Source organism: Vibrio sp. J502 (assembly GCF_025397955.1).
Classification (GTDB): Bacteria; Pseudomonadota; Gammaproteobacteria; order Enterobacterales; family Vibrionaceae; genus Vibrio; species Vibrio anguillarum.
Genome location: NZ_CP104555.1, coordinates 655,648 through 669,861, shown reverse-complemented (window position 1 = coordinate 669,861; position 14,214 = coordinate 655,648). Strand labels below are relative to the sequence as shown.

Annotated in this window: 15 protein-coding genes and 1 pseudogene; 8 read left to right on the top strand and 8 right to left on the bottom strand. The window is 43.6% G+C overall.

Features of this window, described 5'->3' with window-relative positions:
- Positions 1-5 precede the first annotated feature (5 nt).
- The gene (locus N5E84_RS18675) at positions 6-491 is read left to right on the top strand and encodes a PIN domain-containing protein (protein WP_127170335.1); all 486 of its coding nucleotides are present in this window, start codon (positions 6-8) and stop codon (positions 489-491) included.
- A 226-nt stretch (positions 492-717) separates the two neighbouring features.
- On the opposite strand, the gene N5E84_RS18670 is transcribed toward N5E84_RS18675, so the two are convergent.
- The 4 genes from N5E84_RS18670 to N5E84_RS18655 all read right to left on the bottom strand — a co-directional run bounded on the left by N5E84_RS18670 (position 718) and on the right by N5E84_RS18655 (position 5,436).
- On the bottom strand, positions 718-2,250 hold the full coding sequence (locus N5E84_RS18670; protein ID WP_069211897.1) for an IS66-like element ISVa11 family transposase: 1,533 nt from the start codon (positions 2,248-2,250) through the stop codon (positions 718-720).
- Between the two features lie 59 nt (positions 2,251-2,309).
- Entirely contained in the window at positions 2,310-2,663 is a 354-nt protein-coding gene (tnpB, locus tag N5E84_RS18665; RefSeq protein WP_019283195.1) for an IS66 family insertion sequence element accessory protein TnpB, read from the bottom strand.
- Positions 2,660-2,980 carry an IS66 family insertion sequence element accessory protein TnpA gene (tnpA, locus tag N5E84_RS18660; RefSeq protein ID WP_019283194.1) on the bottom strand — a complete coding sequence of 107 codons (321 nt, stop codon included), beginning with the start codon at positions 2,978-2,980 and terminating at the stop codon, positions 2,660-2,662. The genes tnpB (N5E84_RS18665) and tnpA (N5E84_RS18660) overlap by 4 nt, the downstream gene beginning before the upstream one ends.
- A gap of 2,048 nt (positions 2,981-5,028) precedes the next feature.
- Positions 5,029-5,436, bottom strand: coding sequence for a hypothetical protein (locus N5E84_RS18655; RefSeq protein ID WP_175418697.1), 408 nt, complete (start codon positions 5,434-5,436; stop codon positions 5,029-5,031).
- Positions 5,437-5,691: 255 nt separating this feature from the next.
- Between N5E84_RS18655 and N5E84_RS18645 the strand changes: the two genes are divergently transcribed.
- Positions 5,692-6,660, top strand: coding sequence for an IS30 family transposase (locus tag N5E84_RS18645; protein ID WP_081245536.1), 969 nt, complete (start codon positions 5,692-5,694; stop codon positions 6,658-6,660).
- A gap of 34 nt (positions 6,661-6,694) precedes the next feature.
- Here the strand turns inward: N5E84_RS18645 and N5E84_RS18640 are convergent, their stop codons facing one another.
- Complete coding sequence (locus N5E84_RS18640; protein WP_019282925.1) at positions 6,695-7,165, bottom strand: hypothetical protein; 471 nt, start codon at positions 7,163-7,165, stop codon at positions 6,695-6,697.
- 202 nt (positions 7,166-7,367) lie between these two features.
- Positions 7,368-7,781 carry an RDD family protein gene (locus N5E84_RS18635; protein WP_019283386.1) on the bottom strand — a complete coding sequence of 138 codons (414 nt, stop codon included), beginning with the start codon at positions 7,779-7,781 and terminating at the stop codon, positions 7,368-7,370.
- Between the two features lie 786 nt (positions 7,782-8,567).
- On the opposite strand from N5E84_RS18635, the gene N5E84_RS18630 reads away from it, so the two are divergent.
- The 6 genes from N5E84_RS18630 to N5E84_RS18600 all read left to right on the top strand — a co-directional run bounded on the left by N5E84_RS18630 (position 8,568) and on the right by N5E84_RS18600 (position 12,488).
- Complete coding sequence (locus tag N5E84_RS18630) at positions 8,568-8,804, top strand: RNA recognition motif domain-containing protein (protein ID WP_013867767.1); 237 nt, start codon at positions 8,568-8,570, stop codon at positions 8,802-8,804.
- A 266-nt stretch (positions 8,805-9,070) separates the two neighbouring features.
- Complete coding sequence (locus tag N5E84_RS18620; protein WP_019283191.1) at positions 9,071-9,349, top strand: type II toxin-antitoxin system RelB/DinJ family antitoxin; 279 nt, start codon at positions 9,071-9,073, stop codon at positions 9,347-9,349.
- Positions 9,342-9,611 carry a type II toxin-antitoxin system YafQ family toxin gene (locus tag N5E84_RS18615; RefSeq protein WP_069212181.1) on the top strand — a complete coding sequence of 90 codons (270 nt, stop codon included), beginning with the start codon at positions 9,342-9,344 and terminating at the stop codon, positions 9,609-9,611. Before N5E84_RS18620 ends, N5E84_RS18615 begins: the two co-directional genes overlap by 8 nt.
- A 614-nt stretch (positions 9,612-10,225) precedes the next feature.
- On the top strand, positions 10,226-10,546 hold the full coding sequence (tnpA, locus tag N5E84_RS18610; RefSeq protein WP_081245520.1) for an IS66 family insertion sequence element accessory protein TnpA: 321 nt from the start codon (positions 10,226-10,228) through the stop codon (positions 10,544-10,546).
- Positions 10,543-10,896: an IS66 family insertion sequence element accessory protein TnpB gene (gene tnpB, locus N5E84_RS18605; protein WP_069212062.1), complete on the top strand. Its 354-nt coding sequence runs from the start codon at positions 10,543-10,545 to the stop codon at positions 10,894-10,896. Before tnpA (N5E84_RS18610) ends, tnpB (N5E84_RS18605) begins: the two co-directional genes overlap by 4 nt.
- Positions 10,897-10,955: 59 nt before the next feature.
- Positions 10,956-12,488, top strand: coding sequence for an IS66-like element ISVa9 family transposase (locus tag N5E84_RS18600; RefSeq protein ID WP_069212063.1), 1,533 nt, complete (start codon positions 10,956-10,958; stop codon positions 12,486-12,488).
- A 27-nt stretch (positions 12,489-12,515) separates the two neighbouring features.
- Here N5E84_RS18600 and N5E84_RS18595 read toward each other — a convergent pair.
- Positions 12,516-12,620 (bottom strand): annotated as a pseudogene (locus N5E84_RS18595) (transposase); the annotation flags it as partial.
- Positions 12,621-12,653: 33 nt separating this feature from the next.
- Positions 12,654-14,186 (bottom strand): IS66-like element ISVa11 family transposase, encoded by a 1,533-nt coding sequence (locus tag N5E84_RS18590; protein WP_069211897.1) that lies wholly within the window; start codon positions 14,184-14,186, stop codon positions 12,654-12,656.
- Between the last annotated feature and the right edge of the window lie 28 nt (positions 14,187-14,214).

The following is a 14,214-nucleotide window of genomic DNA, read 5'->3' as shown; positions in this document are numbered from 1 at the left end:
TGTCAATGTTAGATGACTTACTTCGTAGATACCGCAGAGCTGGGGTTATGTTGGATACTAACCTCTTAGTAATGTACCTAATAGGTGTATATGACAAAGAACTAGTGCCCCAGTTCAAAAGAACTGAAAAATATTCTGTTGATGATTTTGAGTTTCTAGAATTCTATGTAGGTCAGTTTGATAAGTTAATAGTTACTCCACATGTTTTGGCAGAAACATGGAATTTTATTGAGAAAATCCCCAAACACCAGTTTGATGATTTCCTTTCTAAAGTAGTACCTCATATAGAAGTGTTTGAAGAAGAGTATGTCAATAAAAAAACTCTGCTTTCATCTAAAGGATTTAGCTACATCGGTATTACGGATATGGCTGTTATTCAAGCAGCCAAGTCAAAAAAGTGCTTCGTAATTACCGATGATCTTAGAGCTTATACCCACTTCTTCGAAAATGGTGTTGAAACTATTAACATCAACCACCTTAGAACTATTTGATACCCTCTCTGGGTATCACTATCTCTAGCCCCAAAGGCATAACGCCCAATTAAGTGGTGAACAACGCACTGGCCAAGCCGCTGCATTGCACCATAAAACACTTTACTCAACGCATAGTAAAACTGCCACGCGTTGAGAATCCACTTGAATTGCTTGTTATGTGAATTTTACCGTGAATTCAAAGTAAACCACCGTATCCGCCCCATGATCCCACGGGGCGATATTGTTAGTGTTGGAAGTTCCAAGGCAGGAGTGCATCGATATCAGGCTCAGATTTCGCTAGCTCTTTCATGCACTTAACCATGTAGTCGTAAAGGATAAGGCCGTTGGCTTTCGCTGTCTCGACGATACTGTAAAGCATCGCGCTCGCTTCAGCTCCATTGGGATTGGTCGAGAAGAGCCAGTTCTTTCTGCCTATAACCAGCGGTTTTATTGCGCGTTCAGCACGATTATTGTCTATCGATAAGTGACCGTCATCGATATAGCGGCTCAGCTTCGGCCACTGACCGAGCGTGTATTTTATCGCTTTACCCAGCGGGCTAGACTCAAGCACTTTCTGAGTTGTCATCCATTCATAAAGCTCATCCAGTATCGGCTTAGCATGCTCTTGGCGCTCTGCTTTCCGTTTTTCGGCACAGGCACCTTTTAAGCGTGATTCTATTCCATAGAGTTTCTGGATTTTAGCCAATGCACTATCCGCTTTGCCTGACTTGCCTTTGCCTTGCAGCTTTTTCGCCTCCATGAACTTGCGCCGAGCATGCGCCAAGCAACCGACATTGGTGACGAGATGAAGCCCATCATAAACACCATAGCCATCGGTTTGTAGATAACCACTGTAATCCCCCAAGAAGGCAACAGGGCACGCCCTAGCTCGACTGTTTTGATAGTCGTACAAGACGATATTTCTCACATTAGGGAGGGCGGCTTCAGGCGAGTCTGCGCCCGAGCAGTAAAGCCACATATAACACTGTTTATCTTCTTTGAGGACATTGAGCGGCGTTTCATCCGCCTGAATCACCACTTGCTCAAGTAGGTGCGTTTTTAAGGCCGCGTAAAGTGGAGCGAACTTCTCACTGACTTGGATAATCCACCTTGCCATGGTGGTTCGTGAGAGTTCGATACCCGACTGGGTAAACAGGGATTCTTGGCGGTAAAGTGGCATCGCGTATTGATATTTGCCGAGGATGATATTGGCCAACAAGCTTTCTGTGGCGAAGCTCTTCGGGATAATGCTTTGCGGCGCTGGCTTTTGAACGACGTGGTTTTTGTCTTCTGTTTGCTCGCATTGGCGGCAAGCATATTTAGGACGAACATATTCCAACACTTTTAGTACCGCTGGCGTGAACTCAAGTTTCTCGCTACGGTCTTCACCGATTTTATGCAGGTTATGTTGACAGCAAGTGCACTGCTTTTCATCGTCGTTTAAATCGAGTTCGATAACTTCACGAGGCAAGGTCTTTGGCAGTGGTTTGCGTTTACCACGTTTCTTCTTTGTGATGGTCGTTGTGACAACTTCAACCTCTTCTTCCTTAGCGGCCTCACACTCCGCTTCGTTGAAGAGATCACCTTGAGATTCATCGTAAGGCTTTAACGCCTCCGAGCGTTTAGCGAACTGACGGTCGAAGGCAAGTTTGAGCTGTTCAAGCAGCGATTGACGCTCTTGTTTCAATTGGGTTTCTGACGCCAACAGCGCTTTCACCATCGCTTGTAGCTCGGCAACATCTTGGCTTTCTGAGTTGATATTTGGCGTCTTTTTCATGGCATTGATTATACTAAAATCATGCCGTTAATGCTTGGTGGATATGGCTATATTATCGCTTAAGTCATTGTAAAATCGTTTATTCTAACGGGTTTATGGCCGATAATCGTGAAGCCAGAAAGCAGTCTGTCAAGCTCGAATTGAGTTAGGGTAAACACCTCATTTTGCTCTTTTGATGGCCACTTGTACTTGGCTTTTTCAAGGCGCTTGTACCAAAGAGCAAAGCCTGTTTTATCCCAGTACAGCACTTTGATTTTGTCGCGCTGTTTGTTGGTGAACAGGAACAGTGCGCCGCTGCCCAAGGGCAAGTCGGTGTCATTTTCGATAATCGCAGCGAGGCCGTTGATGGACTTTCTAAAATCGACGCTTTCGCGATAGAGATAGATTTCGGGAGCACTGAGCATACGTTTCATGACAGCGCACCGATAAGCTCTGCGAGATAGGTCGCTGGCGTGCCTTGTGGGATGCTCAGTTCAACATCATTGACGAGCAGCGTCATATTGGCAACGACAACGTGAGTGGCTTGATACTTTGTGGTCTTTTCAACGACTTCTGCTTTAACAAAGCCAACCGTGTTCGGTTTTTCGATGTGCTTTAACTGTTGGCGCTTAGCGTAAAAAGTGGAGAGGCTCAGTCCGTTACGTTCACAGAATAATCGTTGTGATAGTTGGCTGGATTCATAGTGTTCGAACAGGGTTCGCCATTCTTGGTTAGTGCGTCGTTTGGCCATTTCAAATCTCCTTTGGGTTGGAGGTTTGATCTTATTATTCGGGCTAGGTGATTAGAATGCGGGGTTTATGACGCGCTTACAAACCACCGTAGAAATGAAGAGATTTGAATAAGTTACGTACAAAAACGATGCTTACCAAAACCTAAATTTCACAGCAATCTTAGCCAAAGAAAACCACTTACAGAATCAACAACAAAGAAAGCGCCCTTTCAGCAACCGCTAAACTTTTTGCTTCACCAGACTTTCAGTGCTGAATATCAGCAAGTGAATCAGTCAAAAATGCATTTCAATTGAATCGATTTGAAACCGATAAAACTCAGCACAAACCAGATCCAAAACTTAATTGAGGCAACCCAAGAACCTTGAAAACGATCAATCTCAGATTGTTCAAGAATCCATTTCGACCAAGCCAACTTGCCGAAAACACGGAACGAATTCTCAATGAAATCGTAGCTTTGACCTTAAAAACGCATCAAACACATAACGCCCGGCTAAGGGGTTGACAACGCACCACCGAACTAAAAAAACATACTGTAAATACTGAATTTCAATTTTGCACTAAAGCCGCCACGCGTTGACAATCCCTCTTGAGCCGTTTGTTAGGCCAACCAATTGACACCGACACTTTCACAACCCAAGAACAAGTCTTTTTGTAAAACTCAAACAAACTAAACCATTAATTTATAAACTAAAACTCTAACTTTGCAAAGAAACAAAAAACTCAAATTGAGCGGTTTGGAAGAAAAGTGACTAACGTAGCATGCTCGGCGGACGTTTGAATGCTGAAAGTTATTTTGCCGATGAATTCACAGCGAAAAGTAACCCAACGCGATCAAGAAACAAAAAATATGTGATGATTATTTATTGCTTAAGTTCAGCCATGAGAACATGGAATTTACCGTTCAATTTCAACTCGATTTAGCTGATAAAAACTCACTTTGCCTAACGCCCGGCTAAGGGGTTGACAACGCACCGCCGAACTCAAAAAAACACACTGTCAACTCTGAACTTCAATTTTGCACTAAAGTCGCCAAGCGTTGGCAATCCCTCTTGAGCCGTTTGTTAGGCCAACTGATTGACACCGACACTTTCAAAACTAAAGAACGAACTTTTTTATAAACTTAAAACAAACTAACCGATTAATTTATAAACCAAAATGCCAAGTCAGCAAAGAAACAAAAAACTCAAATTTAGCGATTTGGAAGAAAAGTGATGAGCGTAGCATGCTCGGCGGACGTTTGGATGCTGAAGGTTATTTCACCGATGAATTCACAACGAAAAGCAACCCAACACGATCAAGAAACAACAAATATGTGATGACGATTTATTGCTTAAGTCCAGCCATGAGAACATGGAATTCGCCGTTCAATTCAAACCCGATTTAGCTGATAAAAACTCACTTTGCCTAACGCCCGGCTAAGGGGTTGACAACGCACCGCCGAACTTAAAAAACACACTGTAAACATTGAACTGCAATTTTGCACTAAAGTCGCCACGCGTTGGCAATCCCTCTTGAGCCGTTTGTTATGCAAATTCAATGAGATAAACTGACTTTACACGACCAAAATCCACGATTGCAATGGTTGAGTGATTCAAGAATCAACCCAAGCCAGAGCGGTGATAAATGAGCCGCCAAAACAAAGTCCACCGTTCAACAACAAACCAAGCTTTTGAATGAGACAAGTTCAACGGGCGGAAAATTCAGCAAGTGCAAAACGCTCGATAAACTTGCACTTTCCACACTTTGCGCACGCTGAATTGACAACAAACCAGCGCCAAAAACTCATTGAGGCAAACAAAGAACCTTGCCTGTTTTACGGTTTGAGTTAACCACGAATTTTAGGGTAAAAATGCTCATTTGCCGACAACGCAAAACGAATGGCCGGAGAAATTTAAAAAGATTGAACCCCTAAATTTCCCTGAGTTGCATAACGCCCGGCTAAGGGGTTGACAACGCACCGCCGAACTCAAAAAAACACACCGTAAACACTGAACTTCAATTTTGCACTAAAGTCGCCACGCGTTGGCAATCCCTCTTGAGCCGTTTGTTATGTGATTTTTCGTTTTAACTCCATTTCTTGCTCTTTGAACAAAACGTAATCACTAGATTTTTTACTCTTCGCCGCTGTAAACCATTGAACCCCAGTTTCATCTAAGTGATTAAACTCTAAACGAAATTCATACTTATTACTGCTAACAAAACCCAAAAATGCACCGAATACAAATGCTACCAATGGCAAAAAGGATGCATACGCTAATCCATATTCCTGATGCTCTGATGGGATAAAGATAAAAAGTAAACTCGATGAAATTGCACCCAACAGAAACATTCTCATAAGATAGTCTTTGAACGTCAAAACTTTCACTTCAACACCAACAATTCGACTTAAATCATAAGCATCTGAATTTACTTTCAATTGATTATCTAATTGCTGAATTATCACTGAATTAGCCACTAAATTCTCCTTTATGTAGCTGAATTTACAAGATCACATAACGCCCTGTTAAGGTGTGAGCAACGCAATACCGAAGCTCCCGCATACCACCTTATACACTAAACGCAACGCATAGCAAAAATGCCAAGCGTTGCGAATCACTCTTAAACAGATTGTTATGTTGCTTGGATTCAAGTACGAAGTGCGACACCTCTGAACATAAAAACAGTAAGGTGCGATAATCATGAAGTTTGCTCCCGCCAAGAAGTAAAAAACATGAAATACACACACCTCACTGAGATTGAAAGGTATATGATTTCTGCGCTCAGAAAGCAAGGGATCAGTACCGCAAAAATAGCTAAACAACTGGGGCGTCACAAAGCCACTATCTATCGAGAAATTGAACGTAATTGTCGTTACAACAAGTTCTTCGATAGATACTCTTATCAACCAGAGCGAGCACAGCAAATGGCGCGCAACCGGCTTAGTCGTTCACGGCGAAATAAACGCTATACCGAACTTGACTTCAGACTACCTGAAGCATTGCTACGACTGGATTGGAGCCCTGACCAAATCGTCGGATACCTAAGAATGAGAGGCTATCCAACAATGAGCCACGAGCTCATTTATCAGCGCGTTTGGAACGATAAAACTCTCGGTGGAACGTTATGGAAACACCTACGCCAATCCACCAAGAAAAGGCGTAAAAGGTACAACTCAAAAGACAGTCGAGGACGGCTGGCAAATAAGCGTCATATTGCCGAAAGACCTGCAGACGCTGAGCATCGAAAAGAGCCTGGCCACTGGGAAATTGATACCGTCGTGGGTCGCGGAACCAAGCACTGTATCGTCACTTTAGTCGACAGAATGACTGGCTACACTTTTATCGGTCAAATGGACGATAGAACAAGCGAGTCACTCAACGTAAGAATGAGCAAAATCATGACCCGCTCTGACTTACCTTTTAAAACGATAACATCAGATAACGGCACTGAATTTCATGGTTATGCACAACTAGAAAAACATCATAACTGCCTGTTTTACTTTGCAAATCCATACCATTCATGGGAACGAGGCACTAATGAAAACACCAATGGTTTGATACGACAATACTTACCAAAACGAACCTCCATGTCACACGTGACACAGAAGCTGTGTAATGAAATTGCATATAAATTAAATACACGCCCACGCAAAAGGCTTGGGTATAGAACACCAACGGAGTATATTCATGCGCATCTGTAGAAAGTGTCGCACTTCAAACTTGATACTAAGTTGCTTATCGTGTTACCTTCGTTTGCCACACTCTAATAGGTTCACCAGTAGAATGATCAACACTATCTAATGTCGAGTCACCAAACAATTTCTGAGCTACTGCTAAAGAGGCTTCGTTAGAAATATCGACACTAGTTTCAATGTAATATTCCTTGAGTTTTTGACCTTTTTTGAACTCTTCTAGAACTTTCTCAATATATGGAACTGTAACTCCCGTACCTCGGAGGTCTTCTAGTGTTCCATAGTAGAGAGAGAAACAAGGCAAACCATTTAGCTCTTCTGTACCGTTGAGTACAACAGTCTGGAGAACTTTAAGTTTGGCTAGACGAGCGTAAGTGTAACGGAAATAGCCGAGCGCTTTATCACGGACAAAGTATATGTCATCGGTAAAAGGAACTCGCTTCATGCGGAAGCCTTGTGAAAACGCCAACTCTAATGTTTTAAACCCTGTCATAGGGTTTTGTAATTCATTCATACAACTCACCAATTAAAACATTGAGCATATCATACAATTGCATATTGACCTTGTTTTAGTTGGGGAAATTGAATTGCTACATAACGCCCGGCTAAGGGGTTGACAACGCACCGCCGAACTTAAAAAACACACTTAAACACTGAACTGCAATTTTGCACTAAAGTCGCCACGCGTTGGCAATCCCTCTTGAGCCGTTTGTTAGCTAATTTACTACAACGATTGTTTTTGCCAGCTTGTCACCTAACCTCTGTCTTCTTTTGCCAAGAATAAAGACCGCGTCGATCATACCAATTATTGGTGTCAGAAGGTTACGAAAAAATGACTGAGGGAAACTACAACTTTTTCCTGTAACCGAATCTATAACTGAGATCCCTAGTAGTTTCTTACCAAGACTTTGCCCTTTAGGTAAACCGTCAGAAAGTAGAAAATATAAAGCAGCCGCCGAAAATGCTATTAAGCTTGATGAAGCTTGGGATAAACCAATCAAAGTACCGAGCCAAAGAAAGAAAATGAATATTGTGGCACTTATTGCACCATCAATGATTTGCCCTAGATAACGAAGACCCGGGCTTGCTAGCCTATGTGATTCAATGATCGAATCTCTATCTATTTCCACTTACTTTTCCTCCATGCGAGTTAGATGTCGAATAAATTTGCTAACGCCCAATTAAGTGGTGAACAACGCACTGACCAAGCCGCTGCATTGCACCGTAAAACACTTTACCTAACGCATAGTAAAACTGCCACGCGTTGAGAATCCACTTGAATTGTTTGTTATGCAAATTCAATAAGATAAGCTAATTTTACTCGTTCAAAAACCACAATTGCAATGGTTGAGTGATTCAAGAATCAACCCAAGCAAGAACTGTGATAAATGAGCAGCCAAAACAAAGTCCACCTTTCAGCACCAAACCAAGCTTTTGTGTCAGGAAAACTCAACGAGCGAAAACTTCAGCAAGTACAAAATGCCCGATAAACTTGCCCTTTCCACACTTTGTTCCCACTGAATTTACAACGCGCCAACGCTAAAACTGATTGAGGCAAACAAAGAACCTTGCCTGTTTTACGGCTTGAGTAAACCACGAATTTTAGGGTAAAAATGCTCATTTGCCGACAACACAAAACGAATGGCCGGAGAAATCCCACAAGATTGAACCCCTAATTTTACCTGAGTTGCATAACGCCCGGCTAAGGGGTTGACAACGCAACGCCGAACTCAAAAAACACACTATAAACACTGAATTTCAATTTTGCACTAAAGTCGCCACGCGTTGGCAATCCCTCTTGAGCCGTTTGTTATGCAGTTTTTTAACCAATACTCAGTATAGAGAACGAATTGCTTAGCCAAACTTATCTTTAGCTGCCACAATTCGCACTGTCATTTACTACCAATTGGTTCATCATGAAACTTTTAGTTCGCAATCTATCTCGCTCTACAACTGAACAAGAACTTCGTGTTTTATTCTCAGCTCATGGCTCCGTAGCCGAATGTACGCTTGTTTTAGACCAAGTAACGGGTCAATCAAAAGGCTTTGCTTTTGTCGAAATGCCAAACGAAAACGAAGCTAATGCTGCAATTTCTAGCCTAAACCTTTCTGACGTAGCTAAAAGCAAAATCAGAGTAAAAGCCGCAGAATAAACACCTTACATACAAAAAGAGTAAAGCTCCGTCAGTTCAAATACATTGGGCTGACGTTTTTTAGTTTCCGTTGAACCTGTAGAACTGCATAACGCCCGCTTAAGGGGCAGACAACGCTACTACCAAGTTTCCGCATAACACCGTAACCACACAAACCAACGCATAGTAAAAATGCCACGCGTTGGCTGTCCCTCTTGAAGCGTTTGTTATGTGCCATTATACTGACGTTTAACTATGTAATACATTGTACAACCAAAGGTGCTCTTATGAGAACAGAAATGCTAAGTACTCGCATAGACCATGATACCAAAGTTGCTTTTACTAGCATCTGTGACGAAATGGGTCTTAGTACATCACAAGCTATTAAAATTTTTGCAAAAGCCGTGATTAATCATGGTGGTATTCCATTTGATTTACGTGTACCTCAACCAAATGAAACAACGATTTCTGCAATGAATGAACTCGTTCAAGGTCATGGACATAAAGCCGAATCTGTTGGCGCTATGCTTACTGAGCTAACTGAAGGCAAAGTTAAGAATGTATAGTTTAGAATACTCAACACAATTCAAAAAAGACTTTAAAAAAATCACCAAAATGCCGATTTCGGACATCATTGAAGTCGGCAACGTCATATCAAAGCTGCAAAGAGGCGAAAAACTCGATCCTAAAAATGTTGATCATCCTTTAACTGGCGGATGGGTTGGATTCCGAGACTGTCACGTTAAACCAGATCTAGTGCTCATTTATCGCATTTTTGATGGTCAACTCCAATTAGCTAGAATTGGCTCTCATAGTGATTTGTTCTGATGAACCTCAGTGGCACATAACGCCGCATTAAGTGGTGAGCGACGCTAAACACCGAAGTATCGACAAACCACCTAAAACACAAAAACTGAATTTACACTAAAGCCGCCAAGCGTTGCGAATCCGTCTTAAATGCCTAGTTAGCTGCTGCACTTTTGTTAACAACTTGCGCCAAAATGCCTAATTTGAAACACATTATTGCTTTCAAACGGCAAAGTAAAACGGACAGCTGTGAAATTAAAACCTAATCCACGAAATGCGCTTGGCAAAGAAGAAATGACCGAGGAAATCCCCCATTCCTGAGCATGGTAATTTGCAAAGAATTCTATCGAAAAAGCCAACGACAAAGCACACGAAACGAATTTAAGAATGCATAAATTTCAACATCAAAAAAGCCGCGCCAACGAACTTAACAAACACAACACTTCCCGTAAGCAGACTTCGTTAAGTTCAAACACTTCCCGAAAAGTGCCACTGGCGAGATAGTTAAGAAGCTGAAATCTGTCCGGTGTGTAGCTAGAAAACCGAAAGCCTTTCGTAAGCGCGTCATAAACCCCACATTCTAATCAATCTCGGCACGCCATAAGATCAAATCTCCAACCTCAAGGAGATTTGAAATGGCAAAAAGACTCTCTCATCAAGAATGGCATACCCTATTCGATCAATACGAATCCAGTCATCTGTCTCAACGCGTGTTCTGTGAACAAAATGGGCTGAGCCTTTCAACCTTCCATGCCAAGCGACAGCAACTAAAGTTCATAGAGCAACCTAAGAGCAGTGGATTCGTTAAAGCTGAAGTCGTTGAAAAAACGACACGCTACCAGATGACTCAAACACCGATTGCCAACATGACACTATTGATTAATGACGTTGAACTCAGCATCCCCCAGGGAACACCTGCCTCGTATCTGGCAGAGTTAATCGGAGCACTGTCATGAAGAGAATGCTGAGTGCCCCTAATGTTTACCTGTATCGGGAGTTCGTGGATTTTAGAAAGTCCATTAATGGTCTGGCGGCGATTATTGAATCTGAAACCGATTTACCGCTCGGAAGCGGTGCGCTGTTCCTGTTTACCAATAAACAACGCGATAAAGTCAAAGTCTTGTACTGGGATAAAACGGGCTTCGCTCTGTGGTATAAACGGTTGGAAAAAGCCAAATTCAAATGGCCCACTCAAGAGAAAAAGCAGGTATACACCCTGACTCAATTTGACCTAGACAGACTGTTATCTGGCTTCACGATAATCGGCCATAAACCGATAAAAATAGACAACTTTACAATGAGTTGAACCCGATAAAAGTGAGTTATACCAAGCCTTGACGTGGTGTTTTTAATATAATCAATGCCATGAAAAAGACGCCCGATATTAACCCAGAAAGCCAAGACATCGCCGAGCTTCAAGCTATGGTGAAAGCGTTGATGTCGGAGAAAAAAGAGTGGCAACAAGAGCGCCAATCCTTAATTGAGCAGTTTAAACTGGCCCTTGACCGTCAATTCGCCAAACGCTCGGAAGCGTTAAAGCCGTATAACGAAGCACAGGGTGACCTCTTTAATGAGGCGGAATGTGAAGCGGCGAAATCGGAAGATGAGGTTATCACCACGACGACAATCAAACGTCGTGGTAAACGTCAACCGCTTCCTAAAGACTTGCCACGTGAAATTATCGAGCTTGACCTAGATGAGCACGACAAACAGTGCTCATGCTGCCAACACATTTTGCATAAAATCGGCGAAGACCGCAGTGAAAAGCTTGAGTTCACGCCCGCCGTCCTAAAAGTGTTGGAATATGTTCGCCCGAAATACGCCTGTCGTCAGTGTGAACAAGAGGCTGAAAAAAGCCACATTCACCAACAACCCGCACCGATAAGTATCATCCCCAAAAGCTTCGCTACCGAAAGTCTGCTTGCCAACATTATTTTAGGCAAATATCAGTATGCGCTTCCGCTGTATCGTCAGGAAACCTTGTTCACCCAATCAGGTATCGAGTTATCGAGAACGACCATGGCCAGGTGGGTAATCCAGGTTAGTGAAAAGTTCAAACCGCTTTATCAGGCACTGAAGACTCACTTACTCGAACAAGTGGTGGTTCAGGCCGATGAAACGCCGCTCAATGTGCTCAAGGAAGACAAGCAATGTTATATGTGGTTGTACTGCTCGGGAGCCGACTCCCCTGAAGCTAAACTCCCTGACATGAAAAATATCGTCTTGTTCGACTATCAAAACAGTCGCGCGAGAGTGTGCCCCGTGAACTTCTTGGGTGATTACTCAGGCTATCTGCAAAGTGATGGTTACGCGGCTTATGATGGATTAACCAACGTCACCAATGTCGGTTGCTTCGCTCATGCACGTCGTAAGTTCATGGAAGCGAAGAAGCTTCAGGGCAAAGGTAAAACAGGTAAAGCGGATGTGGCGTTAGCCAAAATCCAAAAGTTGTACGCACTTGAATCTCGATTAAAACTGGCTTCGGTCGAAGAGCGTTGGGCAGAAAGACAAGCGCAGGCTAAACCGATGTTGGATGACATCTATGACTGGTTAACCACGCAGAAAGTCATCGAATCGAGTCCTCTTGGTAAAGCCATCAAGTACACCTTGGGTCAGTGGCCTAAGCTGATACGCTATGTTGAAGATGGGCATTTATCTATCGACAACAACCGAGCGGAACGCGCAATCAAATCGCTGGTCATTGGCAGAAAAAATTGGTTATTCTCGACGAATCCGCTTGGTGCTGATGCGAGTGCTTTGCTGTATAGCATCATCGAGACGGCGAAAGCGAACGGACTGATACTCTACGATTACATGGTCAAATGTATGAAAGAGCTGGCAAAGTCTGAGCCTGATATCAACTCACTGCTTCCCTGGAACTTCTCACATTCAAATTAAAACGCCCCGTGGGATCATGGGGCGCATACGGTTCTTCTTAACTAACTGGGGTTCAAATGTTCCAGAGCGGTCGCGTGGGGTATCCAGTTCAAACGTGCCGACAGAAGACTTAATCGTTTTCTTGCTTGAGCCGTATCCGCCCCATGATCCCACGGGGCGATATTGTTAGTGTTGGAAGTTCCAAGGCAGGAGTGCATCGATATCAGGCTCAGATTTCGCTAGCTCTTTCATGCACTTAACCATGTAGTCGTAAAGGATAAGGCCGTTGGCTTTCGCTGTCTCGACGATACTGTAAAGCATCGCGCTCGCTTCAGCTCCATTGGGATTGGTCGAGAAGAGCCAGTTCTTTCTGCCTATAACCAGCGGTTTTATTGCGCGTTCAGCACGATTATTGTCTATCGATAAGTGACCGTCATCGATATAGCGGCTCAGCTTCGGCCACTGACCGAGCGTGTATTTTATCGCTTTACCCAGCGGGCTAGACTCAAGCACTTTCTGAGTTGTCATCCATTCATAAAGCTCATCCAGTATCGGCTTAGCATGCTCTTGGCGCTCTGCTTTCCGTTTTTCGGCACAGGCACCTTTTAAGCGTGATTCTATTCCATAGAGTTTCTGGATTTTAGCCAATGCACTATCCGCTTTGCCTGACTTGCCTTTGCCTTGCAGCTTTTTCGCCTCCATGAACTTGCGCCGAGCATGCGCCAAGCAACCGACATTGGTGACGAGATGAAGCCCATCATAAACACCATAGCCATCGGTTTGTAGATAACCACTGTAATCCCCCAAGAAGGCAACAGGGCACGCCCTAGCTCGACTGTTTTGATAGTCGTACAAGACGATATTTCTCACATTAGGGAGGGCGGCTTCAGGCGAGTCTGCGCCCGAGCAGTAAAGCCACATATAACACTGTTTATCTTCTTTGAGGACATTGAGCGGCGTTTCATCCGCCTGAATCACCACTTGCTCAAGTAGGTGCGTTTTTAAGGCCGCGTAAAGTGGAGCGAACTTCTCACTGACTTGGATAATCCACCTTGCCATGGTGGTTCGTGAGAGTTCGATACCCGACTGGGTAAACAGGGATTCTTGGCGGTAAAGTGGCATCGCGTATTGATATTTGCCGAGGATGATATTGGCCAACAAGCTTTCTGTGGCGAAGCTCTTCGGGATAATGCTTTGCGGCGCTGGCTTTTGAACGACGTGGTTTTTGTCTTCTGTTTGCTCGCATTGGCGGCAAGCATATTTAGGACGAACATATTCCAACACTTTTAGTACCGCTGGCGTGAACTCAAGTTTCTCGCTACGGTCTTCACCGATTTTATGCAGGTTATGTTGACAGCAAGTGCACTGCTTTTCATCGTCGTTTAAATCGAGTTCGATAACTTCACGAGGCAAGGTCTTTGGCAGTGGTTTGCGTTTACCACGTTTCTTCTTTGTGATGGTCGTTGTGACAACTTCAACCTCTTCTTCCTTAGCGGCCTCACACTCCGCTTCGTTGAAGAGATCACCTTGAGATTCATCGTAAGGCTTTAACGCCTCCGAGCGTTTAGCGAACTGACGGTCGAAGGCAAGTTTGAGCTGTTCAAGCAGCGATTGACGCTCTTGTTTCAATTGGGTTTCTGACGCCAACAGCGCTTTCACCATCGCTTGTAGCTCGGCAACATCTTGGCTTTCTGAGTTGATATTTGGCGTCTTTTTCATGGCATTGATTATACTAAAATCATGCCGT